Origin of the sequence: Methylobacterium trifolii, from assembly GCF_022179685.1 — a bacterium.
Lineage (GTDB): Bacteria > Pseudomonadota > Alphaproteobacteria > Rhizobiales > Beijerinckiaceae > Methylobacterium > Methylobacterium trifolii.
On record NZ_BPRB01000182.1, the window covers coordinates 1 to 24,106 of the forward strand.

Below are 24,106 nucleotides of genomic sequence, written 5' to 3' on the forward strand. Positions count from 1 at the left end.
CGCCGCCTCCCGCAGGCGGGAGCGGGCGCCGTCCGCCGCGACCAGGAGGGCGGCGGAGAGCACGCGGCCGTCGTCGAGCACGGCCCGGATCGTCCCGCCCTCGGGTGTGGCCCGCGCGATGCCGGTGGGCTCGAAGGCCACCCCCGCCTCGCCGCAGGCGGAGAGCAGCGCCCCGGCCAGGGCCTCGGCTTCGACCATGTGGGCGAAGGGCCCCTCGTTTGCGGGTTCGTCCTGCCCGAAGGTGAGGAAGACCGGGCGGACCGGGTCGGCCAGCCGGCTGTCGCTGACCACCATCTCGGTGATCGCCGCGCAGCCCGTCCCGAGCCGGTCCCAGACGCCGAGGCGCTCGAACATGCGCCGGCCGCCCGCGGCGACCGCATAGGCCCGGCCCCGGTGGCGCGCCGCGCCGGCCGGCAGGCCCGGATCGCAGATCGTGACGGCCAGCGCCGGCCCGTGCGCCTGCTTGAGGGCCAGGGCCAGGGCGAGGCCGGGGATTCCGGCCCCGGCCAGGAGCATGCTGCGGCGGCCGGGGCGGCCCATCGAACCCGTCATCGTCGTCTCGTCCCTCGGCACGGGTCTTGAAGTGGCACCCGGCGACCGCGCGGGCAACAGGGCGTCACGTGGATCGCGGCCGGCGCGATGCTATGTCCGGTCGGACACCTTATGCTTGGCTGCGCCGATCCCGACCGATCGTCGGGATCGGCGCGTCCGGCGGACGCCCGCCGATGCGCCGTCGCGCAGGCGGCAGGCGATGAGCCGGGCTCATCGCCTGCCGGACATTCGGCCCCCAGCGGAACCGACGCGCCTTCATGACCGACATCGTCGCCGAACTCCTCGCCCTCCTCGACCTCGAACGCCTGGAGACCGACCTGTTCCGCGGCACGAGCCCGATCAACAGCTGGCCGCGGGTGTTCGGCGGGCAGGTGGTGGCGCAGGCCCTGGTGGCCGCCACCCGGACGGTGCCGGCCGACCGCCCGCCCCATTCCCTGCACGCCTACTTCCTCCTCGGGGGCGACCCGAAGGTGCCGATCGTCTACGAGGTCGAGCGCATCCGCGACGGGGGCAGCTTCACCACGCGGCGGGTCAAGGCGGTCCAGCACGGGCGGGCGATCTTCGCCAGCACGATCTCCTACCAGGTGGTCGAGTCGGGCTTCCTGCATCAGGCCGCGATGCCGGCGGCGCCCGATCCGGAGACGCTGCCCGACATGAAGGCCGTGCTCGCCAGGGGCCTGCCCGGCATCCCGGCGGCGGTCGCCCGCTACTTCGCCCGCGAGCGGCCCATCGTCCTCAAGCCCGTGGACCTGCGGCGCTACCTGGAACCCGGCCCGCAGGAGCCCGTCTGCAACGTTTGGCTGCGCGCGGCCTCGGCCCTGCCGGACGATCCGGCGATCCACCAGGCGGTGCTGGCCTACGCCTCCGACATGACGCTCCTCGACGCCTCGCTCATCGCTCACGGCCGCTCGGTGTTCGATCCGGAGATCCAGTCCGCCAGCCTCGACCACGCCCTCTGGCTGCACAGGCCGTTCCGGGCGGACGACTGGCTGCTCTACGCCCAGGACAGCCCGGCCGCCGGCGGAGCCCGCGGCTTCGCCCGCGGCCAGATCTTCGACCGCCAGGGCAACCTCGTCGCCTCGGTGGCGCAGGAGGGCCTGATCCGCCCGAAGACCCGCTAGCGGCTCGGGAACTGCCTGTTCCGCGGTCGCAGTCGCGGGTTGGCGGCCGCGGCAACCGGACGTTCTGCCCTCAAACGCACCAGACCGCCTATTTATGCGCCATTCGCCCCGCGAATCGGGCGCGTCGAGGCCCGGCATCGCACGGCCTCGCGTCTAGTGCGTAGGCATTTTCGCGATGCAGCGAAAAGTTCCCCGCCCAAGCTTCGCTGGCATAGTCTTTGTATGGCCCGGCCCGACCGTGGGGGCCGTCCTTCGCATCCCGCGGGCTCACCCGGACCGACTCGCCACGCCGCGGACGGCGCAGACCGACGGTTCCAACGGATACAGGGGGCGCCGCCCATGAAAATCGTGATGGCCATCATCAAGCCGTTCAAGCTGGAAGAGGTGCGCGACGCCTTGACCGGCATCGGCGTGCACGGCCTGACGGTCACCGAGGTCAAGGGTTACGGCCGCCAGAAGGGCCACACCGAGATCTACCGCGGCGCCGAGTACGCCGTCAGCTTCCTGCCCAAGCTCAAGATCGAGGTCGCCGTAGCGGCCGACCTGACCAGCAGCGTCATCGACGCGATCGCGGGCGCGGCCCGCACCGGCCAGATCGGCGACGGCAAGATCTTCGTGATGCCGCTGGAGAAGGCGGTGCGCATCCGGACGGGCGAGACCGACGCCGACGCCCTCTAGAGGCGATGCGCCCGGCGGGTCCGGGCCTGCAAGAATCCTTTCGACAACATCCTGACAGCACCGCGACCGGGAGTCTCGTGTCCATGAAACTTCGCAATGCCATCACGCTCGGGTTGGGAGGGGCGGCGCTCGCCCTCCTCCTGATCGAGCCGTCCCTCGCGCAGACGCCCGTACCGGAGGCCGCGCCGGCGGCCGTCGCCGCGCCCGTGCCCAACAAGGGCGACACCGCCTGGATGCTGATCTCCTCGGCCCTCGTGCTGATGATGAGCGTGCCGGGCCTGGCCCTGTTCTACGGCGGCCTCGTGCGCACCAAGAACATGCTCTCGGTGCTGACGCAGGTCTTCGGCATCGTATCGATCGTCTGCCTGCTGTGGGTGTTCTACGGCTACAGCCTCGCCTTCACCAACGGCGGCGGCCTCAACGACTTCGTCGGCGGCTTCTCGAAAGCGTTCCTCAAGGGCGTCGACGCGAATTCCACCGTCGCCACCTTCTCCAACGGCGTCGTGATCCCCGAATACGTCTACATCTGCTTCCAGATGACGTTCGCGATGATCACCCCGGCCCTCATCGTCGGCGCCTTCGCCGAGCGGATGAAGTTCTCGGCGCTCGTCGTGTTCATGATCCTCTGGGTCACGCTGATCTACTTCCCGATGGCCCACATGGTCTGGTACTGGGGCGGCCCGGACGCGGTCGGCAACGCCGCCAAGGCTCTGGCCATGGCCACCGACGACGCCTCCAAGGCCACCGCGCAGGCCGCGCTCGACGCCGTGAACGCGGATGCGGGCTTCCTGTTCAAGAAGGGCGCCCTCGACTTCGCCGGCGGCACCGTGGTGCACATCAACGCGGGCATCGCCGGCTTCGTCGGCTGCCTGATCCTGGGCAAGCGCATCGGCTACGGCCGCGACCTGCTCGCCCCGCACTCCCTGACCATGACCATGATCGGCGCCTCGCTGCTCTGGGTCGGCTGGTTCGGCTTCAACGCCGGCTCCAACCTCGAGTCGAACGGCACCGCCGCGCTCGCCATGCTCAACACCTTCGTCGCCACGGCGGCGGCGGCGGTGGCCTGGCTGTTCGCGGAATGGGCCCTGAAGGGCAAGCCGTCGCTGCTCGGCATGCTCTCGGGGGCGATCGCCGGCCTCGTGGCCGTCACCCCGGCCTCGGGCTTTGCCGGCCCGATGGGCTCGATCGTGCTCGGCCTCGTGGCCGGCGTGGTCTGCTTCGTCATGTGCTCGACGGTGAAGAACGCCCTCGGCTACGACGACTCCCTCGACGTCTTCGGCGTGCACTGCGTCGGCGGCATCCTCGGGGCGCTCGCGACCGGCATCCTGGTCGATCCGCGGCTCGGCGGCGTCGGCATCCCCGACTACTCCACCAAGCCCGGCGAGATGGTGGTCGGCGCCTACGACATGATGAGCCAGGTCATCGTGCAGGCGGAGGCCGTCGGCCTGACCCTGCTCTGGTCGGGCGTCGGCTCGGCCATCCTCTACAAGCTGATCGACTGGACGATCGGCCTGCGGGTGACGCAGGAGGAGGAGCGCGAGGGCCTCGACATCGCCGATCACGGAGAGCGCGCCTACAACTACTGATCCGCGGCGAACGCGTCCCGACGAAGGGCCCCGGCGCGATGCGCCGGGGCCCTTCCCGTTTCGGCCACCAGAAGCCCCCCGAAGGATCGCGCCCCGCCGAAGGATCGGTGCAGGTTGGAATGATTCGGGTCGGGCGGTCGCAGCGCGTGATCGATCGCGCGTCTCGGCGTGCAATCGTTAAGACCGATCAAGGATTCGGCTGGCCGAGCCGTGAAATCCCAGTCTGCCGGCCGCGGCGATTGTGGTGCTGCTGCAACAGATCGGAGGCATGGCCCCGCAGGCGCCCGGTTTGCTCAGCAAATAGGCATTTGCCCGAAAGTTCGTTTTGCGCTGCACGGTCGAATTCGACACCTTGACCATACAAGAAAACAAGGGGCTCGACCGATGACTTCGAAACTGATTCTGCGAGCCGCCGCGGCGACCCTCGCCACGATGGCCGCGGGCTATGCGCAGGCCGCAGACCTTCCCTCCAAGGTCGTGCCCGTTCCGGTTCCGGAGCATTGCAAGGCCCCGATCACGTTCCCGTCCTTCGGCGGCGTCATCAAGCAGAACCCGAACCCCGCCTGCTTCACCATCGGCGGCATCGGCGACATCTACGTCGGCGGCGCGGTGACCGGCTACGCCTACACCCAGACCAACCAGTTCCCCTTCTCCGCGGCCCCGCTCCCCAGCGACCGCGCCGGCCGGGTCGACTTCTCCAACCTCCAGGCCTTCATCCAGAAGGCGGACGGGCCGTTCCAGTTCTACGCCCAGGTCGGCGCCTACACGATCCCGGGCCTCGGCCTGCCGGTCTACAGCACCTTCGACCAGACGGACCTGCTCTACAGCCCCGTCCCGGTGGTGTTCGGCAAGTACGTGATCAACGACGACTGGTCGATCCAGGGCGGCCGCATGCCGACGCTGATCGGCTCCGAGCTGGCCTTCACCTTCCAGAACCTGAACATCTCCCGCGGCCTCCTGTTCAACCAGGAGAACGTCATCAACCAGGGCGTGCAGGTCAACTACGCCAACGGCCCGTGGTCGGTGTCGCTGGCCGGAACCGACGGCTTCTACTCGGGCGAACTCAACTGGGTCACGGGCGCGATCACCTACAAGATCGACGACGCGAACACGGTCGGCATCAACGGCGGCACCAGCGTCAGCCGCTACGACGTCTCGGGCCGCAGCCTGCGCTACCAGTACGCCACGCCCCAAGCGCTGCAGAACAGCAGCATCATCAGCGTGAACTACACCTACTCGGCCGGTCCGTGGATCGTGACCCCCTACTTCCAGTTCACCAACGTCGATCCCGACGCGGTGCTGGGCATCGTCGGCGGCGCCTCCACCTACGGCGGCGCGATCCTGGCGAGCTACGCCTTCACCGACAACTTCGCGCTGGCCGGCCGCTTCGAGTACATCGCCCAGAGCGGCAACCGCTTCAACCCGATCCCGACCACCAGCCTGCTCTACGGCCCGGGCAGCTCGGCGCTCTCCTTCACCGTCACGCCGACCTTCACCTTCGGCCAGTACTTCATCCGCGGCGAGTACTCGCGGGTCGAGCTCTACGACATCACCCGCGGCAGCCTCGCCGCCGGCACGCTCGGCACCGGCTTCGGCCGCGCCGGCAACAAGACCTCGCAGGACCGCTACATGGTCGAGACGGGCATCACCTTCTGATCGCACGACCACAAGTCTTCCCCTCGCCCCACGGCGAGGGTCTTCATCTGGGGCCCCGGAGCGATCCGGGGCCCTTTTTCGTCGGCGTTCGCACGTGGCGGCTCGTCCCGTGGACGCCGGCCGCTCGAAATCGCGCCTGCCCTTCGACGCCCTGCGCACCGGGCATCGCGGGACGCTCGGCCGCTTCGCCTGACGCGAGCCCCGCCGGGCTCGGCAGACCCGGGCTCAGAACGAGACGGGCCGCACCCGCTTGACCTGCGGGATCGCCTCGATCCGCGCCAGCACCTCGGCCGAGACGGGGCCGTCCACGGCGACGAAGGCGATGGCGTTGCCGCCCTCCGCCTCGCGCCCGAGGTTGAACGTCGCCACGTTGACGCCGGCCTCGCCCAGGACGCTGCCGAAGCGCCCGACGAAGCCCGGCTTGTCGTGGTTGCGCACGTAGAGCATGTGGGGGGCGAACGGCGCCTCGATCTCGATGCTGCGGATCTCGATCACCCGCGGCTTGCCGTCGTGGAAGACGGTGCCTGCTGCATCCCGCGGCATGTCCTCGGCCTCCACCGTGATGCGGATCACCGACTCGTAGTCGCCGTTGCCGCCCTCGCGCTTGATCTCGTCGACGACGATGCCGCGCTCGCGGGCGATGGCCGGGCCTGAGACCATGTTGATGTCGGGCAGGAACGGCCGCAGCACGCCCGTCACCGCGGCGGCCGTGAGCGCGCGGGTGTTCATGCCCGCGACCTGCCCCTCGTAGGTGACGCGGATGCCGGTGACCGCCGCATCCGTGAGCTGGCCCAGGAACGAGCCGAGTTTTTCAGCCAAGGCCACGAAGGGCTTCAGGCGCGGGGCCTCGTCGGCCGAGATCGAGGGGAAGTTGACGGCGTTGCTGATGGCGCCGCTCACCAGATAATCCGACATCTGCTCGGCGACCTGCAGGGCCACGTTCTCCTGCGCCTCCGCGGTCGAGGCGCCCAGATGCGGGGTGCAGACCACGTTCGGGTGGCCGAAGAGCGGGTTGTCGATGGCCGGCTCGGTCACGAACACGTCGAAGGCCGCGCCCGCCACGTGGCCCGAATCGAGGGCCGCGCGCAGGGCCGCCTCGTCCACGAGGCCGCCGCGGGCGCAGTTGACGATGCGCACGCCGCGCTTCGCCCTCGCCAGGTTCTCGGCCGAGAGGATGTTGCGGGTCTTGTCCGTCATCGGGACGTGGAGGGTGATGAGGTCGGCTCGCGCCAGCAGCGCGTCGAGCTCGACCTTCTCGACCCCGATGGCGACGGCCCGCTCCGGCGAGAGGAAGGGATCGTAGGCCACGACCTTGAGCTTCAGGCCGATGGCCCGGTCGGCCACGATCGCGCCGATGTTGCCGCAGCCGATCACCCCCAGGGTCTTGCCCGTCAGTTCGACCCCGAGGAAGCGGTTCTTCTCCCAGCGGCCTCCTTGCGTCGATGCGTCGGCCTGGGGGATCTGGCGGGCGAGCGCGAACATCAGGGCGATGGCGTGCTCGGCCGTGGTGATGGCGTTGCCGAAGGGCGTGTTCATCACGATCACGCCCCGGGCGGTGGCGGCCGGCACGTCGACGTTGTCGACGCCGATGCCGGCACGCCCGATCACCTTGAGGCGGGGGGCCGCCGCCAGCAGCTTCGGCGTGACCCGGGTGGCGGAGCGGATGGCCAGGCCGTCGTAACCGCCAATGATCGCGGCCAGTGCCTCCTTGTCCTTGCCGAGGTCGGGCCGGAAGTCCGCCTCGATCCCGCGATCGCGGAAGATCTGGACCGCGGCGTCGGACAGCGCGTCGGAGATCAGGACTTTGGGAGCGGGCATGGCGGCCTCGGGCTCGGAGGAACGGGTGTTCGATCGGGACGCGCGCCGCCACTCACCCCACTACGGGCTACCGGATTCACGCATCTCGGCACGGCGAGACCGAAACGGTCGATCGAAGGGCTGGGCGGCCCCTCTCCCGTGCGGGAGAGGGGATCCGCGCCGCGTCCGCCAGCGTCGCCGGATGTGTGAATCCGGTAGCCCGAAGAGGGGAAAGGGAAACGTGCTCAGGCGGCCTGGGCGAGCTTGGCCTTCTCCTGGGCGAAGGCCCAGTCGAGCCACGGGACCAGCGCCTCGAGGTCGGCGCGCTCCACCGTGCCGCCGCACCAGATGCGCAGGCCCGCGGGCGCGTCGCGGTAGGCGCCCACGTCGAGGGCGACGCCCTCGCGCTCCAGGGTCTCGACGATGCCCTTGGCGACGCGCGCCACCACGGCGTCGCCCTTGGCCAGCACGTCGGCGTCGGCGATCACCAAGCAGACGCCGGTGTTCGACCAAGTGGCCGGGTCGACGGCGAGGTTGGCGATCCAGGGGGTGCGCGCCACCCAGTCGTGGATCACGGACGCGTTGGCATCGGCCCGGGCGTGGAGCGCGTCGAGGCCGCCGATCTGCCCGGCCCAGCGCAGGGTGTCGAGGTAGTCCTCCACCGCGAGCATGGAGGGGGTGTTGATGGTGTCGCCGGAGAAGATGCCCTCGATGAGCTTGCCGCCCTTGGTCAGGCGGAACACCTTCGGCAGCGGCCACGCCGGGACGTGGCTCTCCAGGCGCGCCACCGCGCGGGGGGAGAGGACGAGCATGCCGTGCGCGGCCTCGCCGCCCATCACCTTCTGCCAGGAGAAGGTCACGACATCGAGCTTGTCCCAGTCCATCGGCTGCGCGAACGCGGCCGAGGTGGCGTCGCAGATCGTCAGGCCCTCGCGGTCGGCCGCGATCCAGTCGCCGTTGGGCACCTTCACCCCGGCGGCGGTGCCGTTCCAGGTGAAGACCACGTCGTTGTGCTTGGTGTCGATCGCCGACAGGTCCGGCAGCACGCCGTAGGGCGTCTGGTGGATGCGGGGGCTGATCTTGAGCTGCTTGAGGGCGTCCGTAACCCATTCGGAGCCGAAGGCCTCCCAGGCCGCGACCTCGACGGTCTTGGGCCCGAGCAGGGTCCACATCGCCATCTCGACGGCGCCGGTGTCGGAGGCGGGGACGATGCCGATGCGGTAGTCGGCCGGCACGCGCAGGACCTCGCGCGTCAGGTCGATCGCCTGCTTGAGCTTGGCCTTGCCCAGCGGAGAGCGGTGCGAGCGGCCGAGCGCCGCGTCGGCGAGGGCGGCGGGAGTCCAGCCGGGGCGCTTGGCGCAGGGGCCGGACGAGAAATTGGGCACGCGCGGGCGCGCGGCGGGTCGGCTCGTCATGTGGTCCATCCTTACAGATGGGCGCTCCTCGTTGGGGAGGAGTGTCCCGTGGTCGCCAATGCGCCCAACCGCGCCCGGACGCAAGTCCCCGGACACAGTGCCGGCCCTCGATGCCCGTGCCCGCGGGACAGGTCGGCGGGCGCACCCGCAACCGCCGGTTAAGCCTGACCTGCGAGCGTGGCCATCCGTGCTGCGTGAGGTCGACCCGATGTTTCCCGACGACGCCCTGCTGCTGGCGGCCTGGGCCGTCCTCTTCGTCGTGCTGATCGCGGCGGCACCCCGCTTCCTGCCGCCGGGCCGGCGACGCCCGGCCGAGCCGGCCCTGCAGCGGGAGGACGCGTTCTACGAGACCGGCGGCCCCGTCATCGAGATGGAGGCGGCCTGAACCCGGGCCGGGGCGACGCAACATTTCACGGCCGCGACGCAATCCTCCGGAAAAACGGCACCGCTACAGCTCCCCCGACGCACAACTCGGGAGGCCGGCATGGTCACGGATCATCAGTTCCGCCGCATGGTCATGGTGGTGTTCGGGCTCGGCCTCGCCATGGCACCGCTGCTCAACCCGCTGTTGCCTTGACCCTCAGCAGGGTGGTCTGGCTTCGCACACGCCACCCTGCTGGGATCGTCTTGATGACGCATCATTTCGTCCCGCGAACCGTGGGACACTTCGCGGAATGATGCTTAGCGGCACCGAGCAGGTCCGGCCGCCGCTCGGCCGTGATCCGGTCGGCCTCGGTCCGGCGCCAGCGGGCGATGGCCCCGTGGTTGCCGCCGGTGAGCACCTCCGGGATGGCGCGGCCCTCCCATTCGCGCGGCCTCGTGTAGTGCGGATATTCCAGGCGGCCGGCCTCGAAGCTCTCCTCGACGCCCGATTCCGCCTTGCCCATCACGCCGGGCAGCAGCCGCACGCAGGCGTCGAGCAGGGTGAGCGCCGCGATCTCGCCGCCCGAGAGCACGTAGTCGCCGATCGAGACCTCCTCCAGGGCGCGGCCCGCGATCACCCGCTCGTCCACCCCCTCGAACCGGCCGCAGACCACGACGAGGCCCGGCCCCGCGCACAGCGCCCGTACCCGCGCCTGCGTCAGGGGCTTGCCCCGCGGCGACATCAGCAGGCGCGGGCGCTCGTCGCCGGCCCCTGATGCGGCGTCGATCGCGGCGGCGAGCACGTCGCAGCGCAGCACCATGCCGGCCCCGCCGCCGGCCGGGTTGTCGTCCACGTTGCGATGGCGCCCGAGGCCGTGCTCGCGGATGTTGCGGGCCTCCAGCGACCAGTCGCCCCGCGCCAGGGCATCTCCCGACAGGGACAGGCCGAGGGGGCCGGGAAACATCTCGGGGTAGAGGGTGAGGATCGTGGCCCGCCAGGGCCGAACCGCGTGCGTCATGGCGCTTGATGGCATGGCGCTCGATGGCGCGCGAGGCTCGGCGCGGTCAAAGGCCGCCTTGCCCGGCGGGAGCCCGGCATCCTACCCTGCCGCCGGAACCGGGAGACGGCATGTCGGGGATCGCCTTCACGGGCACGGCGCCCATCCTGCGGATCTTCGACGTGGAGAAGGCGCGGGCCTTCTATGTCGGCTTCTTCGGGCTCGGCGTGGATTGGGAGCACCGCTTCGGCGAGGGCTTCCCCCTCTACATGCAGGTCTCGCGCGCGGGCCTGCGGCTGCACCTGAGCGAGCATCACGGGGACGCCACGCCCGGCTCGAACGCCTTCGTGACCATGCTGGGCGTGCGCGCCTACCACCAGGAGATCGCGGGCAGGGGCTACGCCTCCCTCCGGCCCGGCATCGAAGCGTTGCCCTGGGGCCTGGTGATGGAGGTGACCGACCCGTTCGGCAACCGCATCCGCTTCTGCGAGCAGGACACCCGGGCAAGCGCATGATCCGATCCCTCCTCGCCCTCCTCGTCCTGACGGCATCGGCCTATGCGGCCGAACCGCTCGGGCTCCGCGGCGCCCCGGCCGGGGCGTTCCCGAAGCCAGACCGGCCCGTGGCCGAGATCGTGGCCGCGCAATGGGCCCTGGAGAAGGACCGCGAGGCGGCCGACGAATTCGGGCAGGTCGCCCGGCTGATGCGGATCGCGCCAGGGGAGACGGTGGCCGACATCGGGGCGGGCAGCGGCTACTACGTCACCCGTCTGAGCCCGCTGGTCGGCCCGCACGGCCGGGTGCTCGGGCAGGACGTGACGCCGGCCTACCTCGCCGACCTGGAGCGGCGGGTGCGCAAGGCGGGCTTGGGCAACGTCACCGTGGTCCGGGGCGAGCCGCACGACCCGCGCCTGGAGCCGGCCTCGGTGGATGCGGCGATCCTGGTGCACATGTACCACGAGATCGGCCAGCCCTACGGCCTGCTCCACAACCTCGCCGCCGCGATGAAGCCGGGGGGCCGGGTCGGGATCGTGGATGCCGACGACATCCCCTCGCGCCACGGCACGCCCCCGGCGCTGCTGCGCTGCGAACTTTCGGCTTCCGGCTACCGCGAGACCGGCTTCTCGGTCCTCGACGGCGGCGTGGGCTACCTGGCGATCTTCGAGGCGCCCGCGCCCGACAGGCGCCCCGCGCCGGGCTCGATCCGCGCCTGCGCCGACGCGACGACCCGGTCGGCTCCAAAGGCGCCCTGAGGGTTCTCCACCGAATGGCTCATCCCGACACATCCCTCATCCTGACGTGCTTCCACGCAGTGGAAGCTATGACGGAGGCCTCCAGACATCTCGGTGATCCCTGGAGGCCGCCTTCGAGGCTGCTTCGCAGCATCTCAGGATGAGGGATCTGTCGGGATTGCTTGAGTCGAACGGGCGCGAAGGCGAAAAAACTAGAAGTCGGCGTGGAGGCGGGTGCCGAAGAAGTTGGCGGGGCCGCGGTCGCGGTTGTAGGCGGGGTTGACCACGAACTGGTAGTCGAAGGTCAGGGTCACGGCCTTGGTGAGGCCCAGGGCGTAGTAGGCCTCCAGCGCCCGCTCGGGGGCGTAGTTGAGGCGCCCGTCGCCGATCAGCAGCCCGAGGCCGCCATTGGCGAAGTAGGCGCGGTGGGCGGGCGAGAGGCCGTTCATGGTGGCGCCGAGGCCCACCGTGTCGCCGGGCCTGTCCCAGCGCGCGCCCTTCAGGGAGAGGCCGCCGGACAGGCTGCTGTCGATGTCAGTGAAGGACAGGCTCTCGTTGCGCCCGTCCGAAAAGCTCGCGCGGGCGAAGATTCCGAGGTCGTCGGCGACCGCCTGTTCCAGGTTGGCGTAGAACCCGCTCTTGCGGCGTGGGCGGCGGGTGCTGGCTGCCGCGTCGTTGATGTCGGCGAAGAGGCCGCCCTGGGTCAGCGCCACCACCTCCCGGTAGTTGGCGGTGTTGCCGACGTTGCTGAAGGCGCCGAGCCGGACCCGGCCGGGCCGGTCGAGGAGGGGCAGGACGTGGCGCTCCTCGAACTCGATCACGGCCCCGCCCCGGTCGAAGACGCGGGGGTCGAGCACGTCGCTCGACGGCTCCTTGGGCACCTGCGTGTAGGCGGCGCGGACCGCGAACTCCTTGCGGTTGTACTCGACGTAGACGCCCTGGGTGAATCCGGGGAGGTTGGCCGGGAAGTCCCAGGCCGAGGCGCCCCACAGGGACCAGTTCATGAAGTCGACGCGGGGGTCGTGGGCGTAGACGTTGCCGTCGAAGAAGTCCCCCAGGGCGAACTTGCCGGCCACCACCGTGATCCGCTCCACGTCGCGCCGGGTCGCGACCTGGTTGGGGCCGTCCGGCACGTCCTCGGTCTCGCCGCCCAGGCCGAAGGTCTGGCGCAGGAAGTAGCGGTTGGAGCGCAATTTGGGGAAGGGCGCGCCGGCCTTCTGCGCCTCGCCGTTGACGAAGCCGGCGACGCCGAGCGTGCGCGAGAGGCCGAAGCCCTGGCTGAACTCGGGGTTGTAGTAGATCTCGGTGCCCTCCATCAGCTTGAAGCCGATGAAGGCGGTGGCCGTGGTCGTGGCCTGGGCCTGGCGCGGCACGAGGCTGGCCGGGCCGAGATAGGGCGAGCGGAAGCCCGGCACGCCCTGGTTCACGAAGGTGGTCTGGCCGTGGAGCGAGAACCGGCCGGTGTCGCCGTTGTCGGGGTCGTGCGGGGCGGCCTCGTCTGCCTCGGCCGGCAGCTGCAGGCCAACCGGATACCAGGACAGGCGCGCCATCATCTGGTTCGACGTGAGGTGGGCGCGCGTCGAGACCGGGCCGCCGAGGGGGCCGGGCACCGCGCCGAGGCCGAAGCGGCCGCTGTCGCCGAGGTCGATGTAGCGGTAGTCGAGCCCCAGGGCGAGGTTCTCGGTGATCGCGTACTGCACCCCGGCGCCGAGGGTGAAGCCGAGATAGGCCCTGTCCGTCCGCGCGGTCGCCGAGAGGCCGGTGGCGAGGTCGGGGTAGGTGGAAAGGAACCGCGTGTCGGCGCCGGCCAGCCCGAAGGTGGCGTAGACGAGGGTGCGCTCGAAGCTGTAGCCGAGCCGGCCGCGCAGGCTGCCGTAGAGATCGGTCTTGGCCCGGATCAGGCCGAAGGGCGGATCGATGCCCTCGTAGCCGAAGCCGGGCGCCGTCGAGGGCACCGGCCGCTTGAGGTTGGCGCCGGTGAGGTCGGCTTCCACGCCGTAGAGCCACGGCCCCGTCTGCCAGTTCCAGCCGCCGAACACGCCGCCCACCGCGGTGGTCGCCTCGCGGCTGAGGTCCGAGCGGCCGGTGGCGTCTCCGGTCTTGAAGGCGGGGACCGAACGGCCGCCGATCGTCGTCGGGCCGAAGCCGAGGGCGCCGAAGGAGGCGCCGGCGCTGCCCTGGAGGCCGACATAGCCCCCCGACCAGTCCACGAAGGCGGGCAGGCCGGCACGCGGCGCGGCGAGGTCGGCAGCTGAGACGCCCAGCGGCAGGATTGCGAGGAATCCGGCTGCCCATCCGGCCGCCCTCACAGGGCACCGCCCGCGCCTGTCGTTCCCGCCGTTCTCCCGCACCACCCGCCAGCCTCCGCCCTCGATCCGCGACGAGATATAGCAAATGCTATAATGCTGACAATCGGCTGGGACACGCCGCCGGCATTCGCCGCCAGCGCGTTGCAAAAATGCCCCGCCGGCGATGACGGGACGATGACGGGACGCCTTGAGCTGACGCGACCTGGGGCTCAGGCCGGCCCGGTCGCCACGGGGCGGCTGGTGTCGGCCCCCCATTCCGCCCAGGAGCCGTCGTAGAGGGCGCGGGCCGGGCGATCCAGGGTCTCCAGCGCGAGCGCCACGATGGCCGCGGTCACGCCCGAGCCGCAGGTGGTGACGACCGGCCGGTCGGGGTCGACGCCGTTCTCGGCAAGCACCTTGCGCAGGTCCTCCGGCCCCTTGAGCCGGCCCTCCGTCTGGAGGGCGGCGTAGTGGAGGTTCAGGGCGCCGGGCATGTGGCCGGGGCGCACGCCGGGGCGCGGCTCCGTCTCCTCGCCGCGGAAGCGCGGGCCCGAGCGCGCGTCCACCACCTGGGCCGAGCCGGACGCGAGCACGCGGACCACGTCGCCGGCATCGGCGACCGCGCCGTTGTCGAGGCGGGCGGTGAAGTGGCGTCGCGTGCGGGGGCGCGGGTCTCCGTCCTCGGTGGGGAAGCCCGCCGCGACCCAGGCCGGCAGGCCGCCGTCGAGGACGAGGGCGTCGCGGACGCCGAAGGTGCGCAGCATCCACCAGGCGCGGGGGGCCGAGAACAGGCCCTGGCCGTCATAGACCACGATCTGCATGCCGTCGCCGATGCCCAAGGCGCGCATCCGCGAGGCGAACACCTCCGGCCGCGGCAGCATGTGCGGCAGGGACGAGCCCTCGTCGTTCATGGCGTCGATGTCGAAACGGACGGCATTCGGGATGTGGGCGGCCCGGAACTCGGCCTCCGGATCGCGGCCGGCGGCGGGCAGGTACCAGGAGGCGTCGAGGACCACGATGTCGGGGGCCGTGAGGCGCTGGTGCAGCCAGTCCGGCGTGACGAGGGGCGATGCCGCCATTGCTTGCTTTCCGTGTCCCGTGGGGTTCGAGGATGGCTGCCAGTCAACCATATCCGGCCGGGGCTTGCACGCCCGCGGGCGGCGGGCGGCGCGACGGACGGACTTGCCTGTCCGGGCAGAATTCATGGCGATCGAAGACTTGCATCGATTGCCAACCGAGCTGTCGTGACGGATAAACTCAGTCGTCGCGCCGCGAGCCGGCGCATTCGAGGCTATACCGGTGCGGTCGGCGACCGTCCCGGTCCCGCGCGCAGGCACCCCATGCCGTTCCCGGTCTCCGCACCCTGGCCGTCGTTCAGCCCGCTCTTCGGGGACGTGACGCAGGCCTTCGCGCCGTTCCTGAACCAGCAGGTCTCCGTGACCTATGCCGGCAACCCGGCCATCGAGCGGGAGGTGGTCAGCGACGTGGCGAGCTTCGGCCGCCAGATCGGCCTCCTGACCGACGCGGTCCTGGTGCTGGCGCACGGCCGCGACGAGGAGGAGATCAAGGCCCTCCGGAAAGTCGCGGAGCGGGTGGCGAAGGTGAAGGACCGCCGCAAGGCGGACGCGGCGGTCGAGGCGCGGGACGCCCTCGACGCTCTGGCCAAGGTGGATGCCAGGGCGCTGGACCGGCTGCTGCGGACCTATCCCGCGCCCAAGCCGCGCGATCCGTAATAGCCCCCGTACCACGCGACGAAGGCGGGGATGCCCACCGAGAGGGGGGTTTCCGGCACCGCGCCGACGAGGTGGCGCAGCAGCTCGGTGCTGGCGTGGGTGCGGGCCACGTCGCCCGGCGGCAGGGGCTTTGCGATCCGCACGGCCTTGCGCCCGAGGGCCCGCTCCAGTTCGTCGATCATCGCGTCGAGGCGCACCGGCCGGCCGCCGCCGATGTTGACGAGACGGTAGGGCGCGCAGCCGCTCAGGGTGTCGAAATCCTGGCCGCCCTCGGCGCGCAGGCCGGTCGGCGGCGGGGGCACGTCGATCAGGCGGCGCACCGCCTCCACCAGGTCGCCGACATAGGTGAAGTCGCGCTCGGCCGTGCCGCCGGAGAACACCTCGATCGGCTCGCCGCCCAGGATCTTCCGGGTGAACAGGAACAGGGCCATGTCCGGCCGGCCCCAGGGGCCGTAGACGGTGAAGAAGCGGAAGGCCGTGGTCGGGACGGCGAAGAGGTGGGCGTAGGAATGCGCCATCGCCTCCATGGCGAGCTTCGAGGCGGCGTAGAGGGTGAGCGGGCTCACCGCCCGGTCGGTCTCGCGGAAGGGCAGGGCGGTGTTGCCGCCGTAGGCCGAACTGGTGGAGGCCAGGAGCAGGTGGCGCACGGGGTGGGCGCGCACGGCCTCCAGCAGGTTGAAGCTGCCGATGAGGTTGGCGTCCGCATAGGCCTGCGGGTTCTCCAGGCTGTAGCGCACGCCCGCCTGGGCGGCGAGGTGGACCACGATGTCGGGCCTCGTGCGCCCGAGGAGGTCGCCCAGCAGGCCCGGCGCCTCCAGTCGGCCCTCGACCGCCTCGAAGCCCGGCAGCGCTGCGAGCCCGGCATGGCGGGCCCGCTTCAGGGACACGTCGTAGTAATCCGAGAAGCCGTCGAGGCCGGTCACCGCATGCCCCTCGGCCAGCAGCCGGCGGCAGAGGTGGTAGCCGATGAACCCGGCCGAGCCGGTGACGAGGACGCGCATCGCACCGTTTCCCGAAAGTCGCCGGTGGCTGACTACACGGGTGCCCTCGTGGCCTCAAGGACGACGGACAGGCAGGGCCAGGGCCGCCTGCGCGATTCCGACGCAGGCGCCCGCGGCGCGCAGGCGGCGGCGGGGGACGGGGCGCCGGGCCGACAGATCAGCGGGATCGACAATCGAGCGGCGGCCGCCTTCAGTCTTGGCGAGGCCGGAGACAGTCTTGCCCCGCGCGGCCCGGCTCTCGCGGCGGCCGTTCACGGGGGCCGCATTCTCTGTGCGCAGGGGCGCCCGGCGTGGGCCGGACTTGTTTTCGCGGGCGATAAGACCAGTTACAACAATACGATGACACCACCGTGCCGATCCCGAATCGGTGTCGGGCGGGTCGGCTCCCGGTCCCACGGAACGCGGTGGGGCAGGGCGGCGGCCCGCACATGGTCGGTGCCGACATCCTTTCATACTGCCGGGCCGCGGCCCGTGCCTGCTTTCAGATTCGCGAGCTTTCAGTGCGATGAACCAACTCGTCCGCATGTCCCAGATCGGCGATGCCGAGACCATCAAGGAGCCCTCGGCAGACTTGCGCGTGCCGTTCGCGCAGTCGGGCGCCTTCGTCTGCAAGTTCATCATCGGCGAGCCCAACGACCGGGCGGTGTGCTGCGGCGCGCCGGTCGCCGACGGCAAGAGCTGGTGCGCCTTCCACCGCCGCATCGTCTTCGAGCCCGCCCGGCCCGGCCGCCTCCGCTGAACGCGCGCGCGGCCGCGGCTCAGAACGGATCGTATCCGTCCTCGACCGGCCGGTAGATGCGCAGCGAACGCCCGTCCGGGAATTCGACCGAGCGTCGGCGCATGACGATGTAGCCCGCCTCCGTCGCGGCGCGCAGGCGGCCGAGCCGCTCGTCGCCGTAGCCGTCTTCCGGCGCGGCGACGCGGCCGACCGGATAGGGCGCGGCGTAGCGCTCGTAGCGCGCCACGCGGGACGCCGCCGCCCGATGCGGAACGGCGGCGACCCGCCGCGGGCGCGGCAGGACGGCCACCCTCGCGACGATGCGGCGTTGCGGGCGCACGGCCGTCCGCTGGCGAAGGCCGCGCCCGGGCGCCGACGCCTCGGTCCGCACGATGGGCTCCGGCGCAGGGGGGGCTTCGACCTGCCTGGCCGGCGTCTCGGTCCGGCCCGGCGGCGTGGCGGGGGCCGGGTTCGCTACGGGCGCGCGGGCCGGCGGATCGGTCCAGGCCCCGCCCGGTGCCGGCTGCCCCTGCGCCGGGCCGAGGGCGAGCCCCAGCAACACGGCGCCCACGAGACTGCGACGCGCTCCGACCGGCATGAGGATTCTCCCACGGCCACGCGGGCGATGACACGCCTGGGCCGCGACCGGGAAAATCCTAACGACAACCCGGTGTCGCGTCCACGCACATCCCCGACGATCGTCGCGGTGCGCCCGTCCGTCCGCGACGCCTACTCCGCCGGCACCCGGTGCGGGTCGGGCGCGTGGACCGTGTCCGGCTCCGCCCCGGCGCCCTCGCCCGCCTCCACGTCCTTGCGCCGGAACAGGCGCATCACCACGACGAAGAACACGGGCACGAAGAACACGGCCAGGACGGTGGCCGAGATCATGCCGCCCATTACCCCCGTGCCGATGGCCTGCTGGCTCTTGGAGGCCGCCCCGGTGGCGATGGCCAGGGGCACCACGCCGAAGATGAAGGCCAGCGAGGTCATCACGATCGGGCGGAAGCGCAGCGTGGCCGCCTCGATCGTCGCCTTGACGATCGAGGTCCCGGGCTTCCAAAGGTCTTTCGCGAACTCCACGATCAGGATGGCGTTCTTGGCCGAGAGGCCGATGATCGTGATCAGGCCGATCTTGAAGTAGACGTCGTTGGGCAGGCCGCGCAGGTACACCGCCGCCACCGAGCCGACCACGCCGAGCGGGATCACCAGCAGCACCGAGAACGGGATCGCCCAGCTCTCGTAGAGGGCGGCCAGGCACAGGAACACGATCAGCACCGAGAGCGCCAGCAGGAGCGCGGCCTGTGAGCCGGCCAGCTTCTCCTGGAGCGACTGGCCGGTCCAGGCGTAGCCGAAGCCCTTGGGCAACTGCTGCATCAGCCGCTCCATTTCGGCGATCGCGTCGCCCGAGGTGTAGCCGGGGTTCGGCTCGCCGGTGAAGCGGACCGACTGGTAGCCGTTGAAGCCGACGATCTGGCTCGGACCCATGCCCCATTTCAGGTCCGCGAAAGAGGAGAGCGGTACCATCGTGCCCTGCGCGTTCTTCACGGCGTAGTTCAGCAGGTCGGTCGCCTGCATGCGCTGGAGCTGCTCGGCCTGGACGTAGACGCGCTGCATCTTGCCCTGGTTGGGGAAGTCGTTGGTGTAGACCGAGCCGAGGTTGACCTGGATCGCGGCGTTGATGTCCTCGAACTTGACGCCGAGCGCGGCGGCCTTCTCGCGGTCGATCACGAGTTCCGCCTGCGGCGTGGGCGGCAGGCCCTCGACCTTCATCTTCTGCAGGACGGGGCTCTTCTTGGCGAGCGCCAGCAGCTGCGCCTCGGCGGCGGTGAGCGCCGAGTAGCCCCTCTGCGCCCGGTCCTGGAGGCGGAACGAGAAGCCCGCCGCGTTGCCGAGGTTGTCCACCGGCGGCGGTTCCTGCGCGTCGATGATCGCGTCGCGATAGCCGGCGAGCGCCGTGTTGGTGCTGGCCACCAGGGCGGCGGCGGAGTTGGCGGCGTCACGCTCTGACCAGGGCTTCAGGGTCACGAAGGCCTGGCTCAGGTTCGGCCCCTGGCCGGAGAACGAGAAGCCGTTCAGCATCGTCACGGTGGCAACGCCCTGTTGGGCCAGCAGGTGCTCCTCCACCTTGCGCACGGCATCCTGCGTCCGGTTGAAGGAGGCACCGGGCGGCGTCTGGATGTCGACGGTGAAGAAGCCCTGGTCCTCCACCGGCAGGAAGCCTTCGGGCAGGCGCAGGAAGGCGAAGGCCACGCCCGCGACCAGGGCGAGGTAGACCAGCATCATCCGGCCGGACTTCCTGATGAACCAGGCCGTGCCGCGGCCGTAGCGGGCGGTCTCCCGGTCCACGATCCGGTTGAACCAGCCGAACACCCCGCCCTTGGCGTGGGCGTGGCCCTTCTCGACGGGCTTGAGCAGCGTGGCGCAGAGCGCCGGCGTGAGGGAGAGGGCCAGCAGCGCCGAGAAGGCGATGGAGGTCACCATCGCGATCGAGAACTGGCGGTAGATGATGCCGACCGAGCCGGGGAAGAACGCCATCGGGATGAACACCGCGATCAGCACCAGGGTGATGCCGATGATCGCCCCCGTGATCTGGTCCATGGCCTTGGCCGTCGCCTCCTTCGGCGGCAGCCCCTCCTCGTTCATGATGCGCTCGACGTTCTCGACCACGACGATGGCGTCGTCCACGAGGATGCCGATGGCCAGCACCATGCCGAACATGGTGAGCACGTTGATGGAGAAGCCCGCGAGCAGCATCACCGTGACCGTGCCCATCAGGGCGATGGGCACGACGATGGTCGGGATCAGGGTGTAGCGGATGTTCTGCAGGAACAGGAACATCACGACGAAGACCAGCACCACCGCCTCGACCAGGGTGTGCAGCACCTTCTCGATCGAGGCCTTCACGGCGGGCGTGATGTCGTAGGGGATGTCCCACTTCAGGCCGGGGGGGAAGAACTGCGACAGCTCCTCCATCTTGGCGCGGATGGCCTTGGCGGTCTCCAGCGCGTTGCCGTCCGGGGCGAGCGTCACCGAGATGCCGGCGGCCTGCCCGCCGTTCAGCCGGGTGGAGAACTGGTAGGCGTCGCCGCCGAGCTCGATCCGGGAGACGTCGCGCAGGCGCACGTTCGAGCCGTCGGAATTGGCCCGCAGCACGATCGCGCCGAAATCCTCGACGGTGTTGAGCTGGCCCTTGACGATGATCGGCGCGAACACCGCGTGCTTGACCGGGCTCGGCTGGGCGCCGACCGCGCCGGAGGCGATCTGGATGTTCTGGTTGCGGATCGCCTGCGTCACGTCCTCGGGGGACAGCGACAGGCCGCGCAGCTTGTCCGGGTCGACCCAGACGCGCAGGGACCGCTCCGTCGAGTAGAGGGTGGCCCGCCCGACCCCCGGCACGCGCCGGATCTCGTTGATGACGTTGCGGATCAGGAAGTCGCCGAGCCCGATCTCGTCCATCTTCCCGTCAGTGGAGACCAGGGTGACGATGTTCAGCGTCGCGGCCGAGGCCTCCTCCACCAGGATGCCCTGCTGGCGCACCTCCGCGGGCAGGCGGGCCTCGACGCGCTTGAGGCGGTTCTGCACCTCGACGGAGGCGAGCGCCGGGTCGGTGCCGGGCAGGAAGGTGGCGGTGATGTTGATCGAGCCGAACGAGTCGGTGGTCGACTCGAAGCTCATGATGTTGGCCGCCCCGTTCAGCTCGTCCTCGATGAGGCGGGTGGTGCCGGTGTAGAGGCTCTCCACCGAGGCCCCGGGAAAGGCCGTCGAGAGCGCGATCGAGGGCGGGGCGATCACCGGGTACTGCGCCACCGGCAGCATCGGGATCGCGAGCGCCCCGCCCAGGCAGATGAAGAGCGCGACGACCCAGGCGAAGACCGGCCGGTCGATGAAGAAGCGTGCCATGGGAGTTCCGGGTCAGCCTGTCGGGACGGGGAGCGTCAGCGGGTGCGGGGCACTGCCGGAGCCTTGGCGTCGGCGGCCTTGGCGTCCGCAGCCTTCTCGGTCGCCTTCTCGGTCGGCTTCCCGGTCGCCTTGGCGTCGATGACCTTCCCGGCCGCCTTGCCCTCGGCCGCCTTCTCCACCACGGCCCTGGCCTCGGCCGCCGCCCTGGTCTCGGCCCTCCTCGCGTCGATCTCCGCCGCCTCGTCGGCATCGTGCTTGAGGGCGGCGTGCTCGGCCGGCGGGGTCTGGTCGATGGGCCTCACCTGCACGCCCGCGCTGATCTTCTGGAAGCCCTCGACGACGACTCGCTCGCCCGCCTTCAGGCCGTCGCGGATCAGCCAGTTCTGGCCGACGACGGGGCCGACCTCGACGGGCTGGAGCACGACCTTGTCGCCCTCCTTGACCACCCAGACCTCGGCCTTGCCGTCGTTGGTGCGCTGGATCGACTGCTGCGGCACGGCGATGGCGTCGGAATCGATGCCCTGCTTGATCCGCGCCCGCACGTACATGCCGGGGAACAGCTCGTCGTGCGGGTTGGGGATCTGCACGCGCAAGGTCACCTGCCCCGTGCTCGGGTCGGCGGTCACGTCCGAGAACAGCAACCGTCCGGCCATCGGGTAGAGGGCGCCGTCGTCCATGATCAGGTGGACGTTGGCCGAGTCGTGCTCCAGCCGCGAGAGTTCGCCGCTGGCGAGGTCCCGGCGCAGCTTGTTCAGCTCGCCCACCGACTGGGTGATGTCCACGTAGATCGGATCGAGCTGCTGGATCGTGGCGAGCACCCCGGTGGTGCCGGACTCGATCAGGGTGCCCTCCGTCAGCAGCGCCCGGCCGATGCGGCCGGAGATCGGGGCGCGCACGTCGGTCCAGCTCAGGTTGAGCCTGGCCCGGTCGCGGGTGGCCTTGGCACCGGCGACCTCGGCCTCCGCCTGCTTCTTGCCGGCGAACGCCGTGTCGAACTGCGCCTGGCTCGCGGTCTGGCGCGAGAGCAGGGTCTCCAGCCGGTCGGCCTGCTGGTTGGCCAGCACCAGGGCCGCCTCCTGGCGGGCGAGCGCGGCCTCCGCACTCATCAGCTCGACCTCGTAGGGGGCCGGGTCGATCTTGTAGAGGACGTCGCCCTCCTTGACCTGGCTGCCCTGCTCGAACAGCCGCTTGACCACGAGGCCGGAGACGCGGGAGCGCACCTCGGCGATCCGCATCGGCGCGACGCGGCCGGGCAGGTCGCGGACGTAGGGGATGGCCTGGGGCTGGACCGTGACGACGCTCACCTCCGGCGGCGGGGGCGGCACGGGGGCGGCGGCCTGCTTCTGGTTGCAGGCGGAGAGGGCGACCAGGACGGCGCCCACCGCCAGGGAGGCCGGCCAGGTGATCGCGAGCCGCAGGCGTCCGGCCGGCAGAGTCTTGCCCGGAAGAATCTTGCCCGGAAGGGAATGGGAGGTCACGGTGACTGCGCTCCTGCAGCATGCGTCATCGGGGAGGGCCGCGCGTCGGTCGCGGACGGCCGTCCGGGTGTCGTGTTCGAGGGCTCGCGTCGCGCGCCGGCCACGAACCGGGCGGTCACGCAGGCTGCGTCCCCCGGCCGAGCGCGGCGGGCGGCCCCTTCGGCGGCATCCTATCAGGGATCATCGTGTCGATCCCGAGACGGGCCGCGCAGGCCGCGGCGGCTCGGCGTCCTTCGCGAACCGCACGGTCGGCTCAGGCGAGGCGGGGCGGCCGTTCGGGAAGGCGGCCGGCCGGCGCGGGCAGGGGGCCGTCGGCCGCCGGGCGGATACAGGCGGCGGCACGCCTCTGCGGGACGGGCACGCATGCGGGCGCCGCCGCCCGCGGTTCGCCAGCCGGATCGTCGGCCTCGGCGACCGTCACGAGGGCGGCGCGGGGAAGGCGGCGGCCCGCATCCGCGACCGTCGCGGCCGCGCGCGGCCCGGCGGCGAGGACGAGACCGCTGCCGGTGTGCCGCGAGGCCAGGCCGCCGGGCCGCGCCTCGGGCAGGCCGGTGAGCAGGAACAGGGCCAGGGTCACGAGGCCGGCCATCAGCACGGCGAGCGCATGGTCGCCGAGGGCGGCCTCGCGGCGGGCCATGTCTGGTGTCGGAAACGGTGTCACGGTTACCAGAGTAGGGGCTTGCCGCACCGCAGCGCAATCGCCTGCGACACTCTGTCAGCCATGCCGCGGCCGTCCGGATGGAACCATTTCGCGATCCGCCGACGCCGATCCCGCTCTCGTCGCGGGCGAGGGTGTCGCGAAAATCCCACAGGCGCGGCGGCACCGTCCTCGCGGCGGTTGACCGCCCCATCGCCGCCGCCAAGCAATGGTCATCGAGCCCGGTCCCGGCGGCCGACGATGCCACGGCCCGGACGAACACGGGCATCCAGGAGGACACCATGTCGAAGCGTTTCGCGGCCCTCGTCGCCGCCGGGCTCGCTCTGGGCGCCGGCCCCGCCGGGGCCAACCCCCTGGATTCCGGGCCGATCGCCGACTTCCTCAACGTCTTCCGCACCCAGGCGATCCCCCGCGACACGGTGGCCTGGAAGGGGGCGGAGAAGCCCGGCACCATCGTGGTCTCGACGCGCCAGCGCCGGCTCTACTACGTGCTGCCCGGCGGGGAGGCGGTCCGCTACGGGGTCGGCGTCGGGCGCCAGGGCTTCTCCTGGTCCGGCACCAAGACGGTGACGATGAAGAAGGAATGGCCGGCCTGGCGCCCGCCGGCGCAGATGCTCGCCCGACGCCCGGACCTGCCGCGCTACATGGCCGGCGGCCAGGACAACCCGCTCGGGGCGCGGGCCCTCTATCTCGGCTCCACGCTCTACCGCATCCACGGCTCGAACGAGCCCGAGACCATGGGCGCGGCCGTGTCCTCCGGCTGCATCCGCATGACCAACAAGGACGTGGTCGACCTCTACGACCGGGCCCGCGTCGGCACGAAGGTGGTGGTGCGCGACTGAGCCGCGACCCACAAGCTGTTGCGGCTTTGGGCCTTCGCGACAAGGCCGCAACACAGAGCATGAGATGAACGAACCTAGAGCGTGTTATGAA

21 protein-coding genes are annotated in these 24,106 nt (G+C 71.0%); 10 read left to right on the forward strand and 11 right to left on the reverse strand.

The window, feature by feature from the left end:
- On the reverse strand, window positions 1-552 hold a 552-nt coding region (locus COGEMETH_RS16005; RefSeq protein WP_507762997.1), incomplete at its 3' end, for a Rossmann-fold NAD(P)-binding domain-containing protein.
- A gap of 257 nt (window positions 553-809) precedes the next feature.
- Between COGEMETH_RS16005 and tesB the strand changes: the two genes are divergently transcribed.
- The 4 genes from tesB to COGEMETH_RS16025 all read left to right on the forward strand — a co-directional run bounded on the left by tesB (window position 810) and on the right by COGEMETH_RS16025 (window position 5,593).
- Window positions 810-1,673 (forward strand): acyl-CoA thioesterase II, encoded by an 864-nt coding sequence (gene tesB / locus COGEMETH_RS16010; protein WP_238183599.1) that lies wholly within the window; start codon window positions 810-812, stop codon window positions 1,671-1,673.
- A gap of 339 nt (window positions 1,674-2,012) precedes the next feature.
- A complete protein-coding gene (locus COGEMETH_RS16015; protein WP_150962513.1) occupies window positions 2,013-2,351 on the forward strand; it encodes a P-II family nitrogen regulator in 339 nt (112 codons plus the stop codon).
- Between the two features lie 83 nt (window positions 2,352-2,434).
- The gene (locus tag COGEMETH_RS16020) at window positions 2,435-3,937 is read left to right on the forward strand and encodes an ammonium transporter (RefSeq protein WP_238183600.1); all 1,503 of its coding nucleotides are present in this window, start codon (window positions 2,435-2,437) and stop codon (window positions 3,935-3,937) included.
- 384 nt (window positions 3,938-4,321) lie between these two features.
- A complete protein-coding gene (locus COGEMETH_RS16025; protein ID WP_238183601.1) occupies window positions 4,322-5,593 on the forward strand; it encodes a porin in 1,272 nt (423 codons plus the stop codon).
- A gap of 225 nt (window positions 5,594-5,818) precedes the next feature.
- Here the strand turns inward: COGEMETH_RS16025 and serA are convergent, their stop codons facing one another.
- Together serA and COGEMETH_RS16035 are read right to left on the reverse strand one after the other, a co-directional pair.
- On the reverse strand, window positions 5,819-7,411 hold the full coding sequence (gene serA / locus COGEMETH_RS16030) for a phosphoglycerate dehydrogenase (RefSeq protein WP_238183602.1): 1,593 nt from the start codon (window positions 7,409-7,411) through the stop codon (window positions 5,819-5,821).
- A 224-nt stretch (window positions 7,412-7,635) separates the two neighbouring features.
- Window positions 7,636-8,805, reverse strand: coding sequence for a phosphoserine transaminase (locus COGEMETH_RS16035; RefSeq protein ID WP_238183603.1), 1,170 nt, complete (start codon window positions 8,803-8,805; stop codon window positions 7,636-7,638).
- A gap of 187 nt (window positions 8,806-8,992) precedes the next feature.
- Here COGEMETH_RS16035 and COGEMETH_RS16040 point away from each other — a divergent pair, with 187 nt between their 5' ends.
- Window positions 8,993-9,190, forward strand: a complete 198-nt coding sequence (locus tag COGEMETH_RS16040; RefSeq protein ID WP_238183604.1) for a hypothetical protein — start codon at window positions 8,993-8,995, stop codon at window positions 9,188-9,190.
- Window positions 9,191-9,443: 253 nt separating this feature from the next.
- Here COGEMETH_RS16040 and trmD read toward each other — a convergent pair whose 3' ends face one another.
- On the reverse strand, window positions 9,444-10,187 hold the full coding sequence (gene trmD / locus COGEMETH_RS16045) for a tRNA (guanosine(37)-N1)-methyltransferase TrmD (RefSeq protein WP_238183605.1): 744 nt from the start codon (window positions 10,185-10,187) through the stop codon (window positions 9,444-9,446).
- Window positions 10,188-10,297: 110 nt separating this feature from the next.
- Between trmD and COGEMETH_RS16050 the strand changes: the two genes are divergently transcribed.
- Together COGEMETH_RS16050 and COGEMETH_RS16055 are read left to right on the forward strand one after the other, a co-directional pair.
- Window positions 10,298-10,681 (forward strand): glyoxalase superfamily protein, encoded by a 384-nt coding sequence (locus COGEMETH_RS16050; protein WP_238183606.1) that lies wholly within the window; start codon window positions 10,298-10,300, stop codon window positions 10,679-10,681.
- Entirely contained in the window at window positions 10,678-11,418 is a 741-nt protein-coding gene (locus COGEMETH_RS16055; RefSeq protein ID WP_238183607.1) for a methyltransferase domain-containing protein, read from the forward strand. The genes COGEMETH_RS16050 and COGEMETH_RS16055 overlap by 4 nt, the downstream gene beginning before the upstream one ends.
- Window positions 11,419-11,609: 191 nt before the next feature.
- Here the strand turns inward: COGEMETH_RS16055 and COGEMETH_RS16060 are convergent, their stop codons facing one another.
- Window positions 11,610-13,706 (reverse strand): carbohydrate porin, encoded by a 2,097-nt coding sequence (locus tag COGEMETH_RS16060; protein ID WP_238183608.1) that lies wholly within the window; start codon window positions 13,704-13,706, stop codon window positions 11,610-11,612.
- 209 nt (window positions 13,707-13,915) lie between these two features.
- Entirely contained in the window at window positions 13,916-14,764 is an 849-nt protein-coding gene (gene sseA, locus COGEMETH_RS16065; RefSeq protein ID WP_238183609.1) for a 3-mercaptopyruvate sulfurtransferase, read from the reverse strand.
- Between the two features lie 261 nt (window positions 14,765-15,025).
- Between sseA and COGEMETH_RS16070 the strand changes: the two genes are divergently transcribed.
- The gene (locus tag COGEMETH_RS16070) at window positions 15,026-15,418 is read left to right on the forward strand and encodes a hypothetical protein (RefSeq protein ID WP_238183610.1); all 393 of its coding nucleotides are present in this window, start codon (window positions 15,026-15,028) and stop codon (window positions 15,416-15,418) included.
- Here the strand turns inward: COGEMETH_RS16070 and COGEMETH_RS16075 are convergent.
- On the reverse strand, window positions 15,388-16,419 hold the full coding sequence (locus COGEMETH_RS16075; protein ID WP_238183611.1) for an NAD-dependent epimerase/dehydratase family protein: 1,032 nt from the start codon (window positions 16,417-16,419) through the stop codon (window positions 15,388-15,390). The genes COGEMETH_RS16070 and COGEMETH_RS16075 overlap by 31 nt on opposite strands.
- 505 nt (window positions 16,420-16,924) lie before the next feature.
- Between COGEMETH_RS16075 and COGEMETH_RS16080 the strand changes: the two genes are divergently transcribed.
- Complete coding sequence (locus COGEMETH_RS16080) at window positions 16,925-17,158, forward strand: hypothetical protein (protein WP_238183612.1); 234 nt, start codon at window positions 16,925-16,927, stop codon at window positions 17,156-17,158.
- Between the two features lie 19 nt (window positions 17,159-17,177).
- Here the strand turns inward: COGEMETH_RS16080 and COGEMETH_RS16085 are convergent, their stop codons facing one another.
- The 4 genes from COGEMETH_RS16085 to COGEMETH_RS16100 form a co-directional block, all read right to left on the reverse strand.
- Complete coding sequence (locus COGEMETH_RS16085) at window positions 17,178-17,735, reverse strand: hypothetical protein (RefSeq protein ID WP_238183613.1); 558 nt, start codon at window positions 17,733-17,735, stop codon at window positions 17,178-17,180.
- Window positions 17,736-17,866: 131 nt separating this feature from the next.
- The gene (locus tag COGEMETH_RS16090) at window positions 17,867-21,037 is read right to left on the reverse strand and encodes a multidrug efflux RND transporter permease subunit (protein WP_238183614.1); all 3,171 of its coding nucleotides are present in this window, start codon (window positions 21,035-21,037) and stop codon (window positions 17,867-17,869) included.
- A 35-nt stretch (window positions 21,038-21,072) separates the two neighbouring features.
- The gene (locus tag COGEMETH_RS16095; RefSeq protein ID WP_373875380.1) at window positions 21,073-22,443 is read right to left on the reverse strand and encodes an efflux RND transporter periplasmic adaptor subunit; all 1,371 of its coding nucleotides are present in this window, start codon (window positions 22,441-22,443) and stop codon (window positions 21,073-21,075) included.
- Between the two features lie 325 nt (window positions 22,444-22,768).
- Entirely contained in the window at window positions 22,769-23,152 is a 384-nt protein-coding gene (locus tag COGEMETH_RS16100) for a hypothetical protein (RefSeq protein WP_238183615.1), read from the reverse strand.
- A 302-nt stretch (window positions 23,153-23,454) separates the two neighbouring features.
- Between COGEMETH_RS16100 and COGEMETH_RS16105 the strand changes: the two genes are divergently transcribed.
- Entirely contained in the window at window positions 23,455-24,015 is a 561-nt protein-coding gene (locus tag COGEMETH_RS16105; protein WP_238183616.1) for a L,D-transpeptidase, read from the forward strand.
- Window positions 24,016-24,106: the final 91 nt, after the last annotated feature.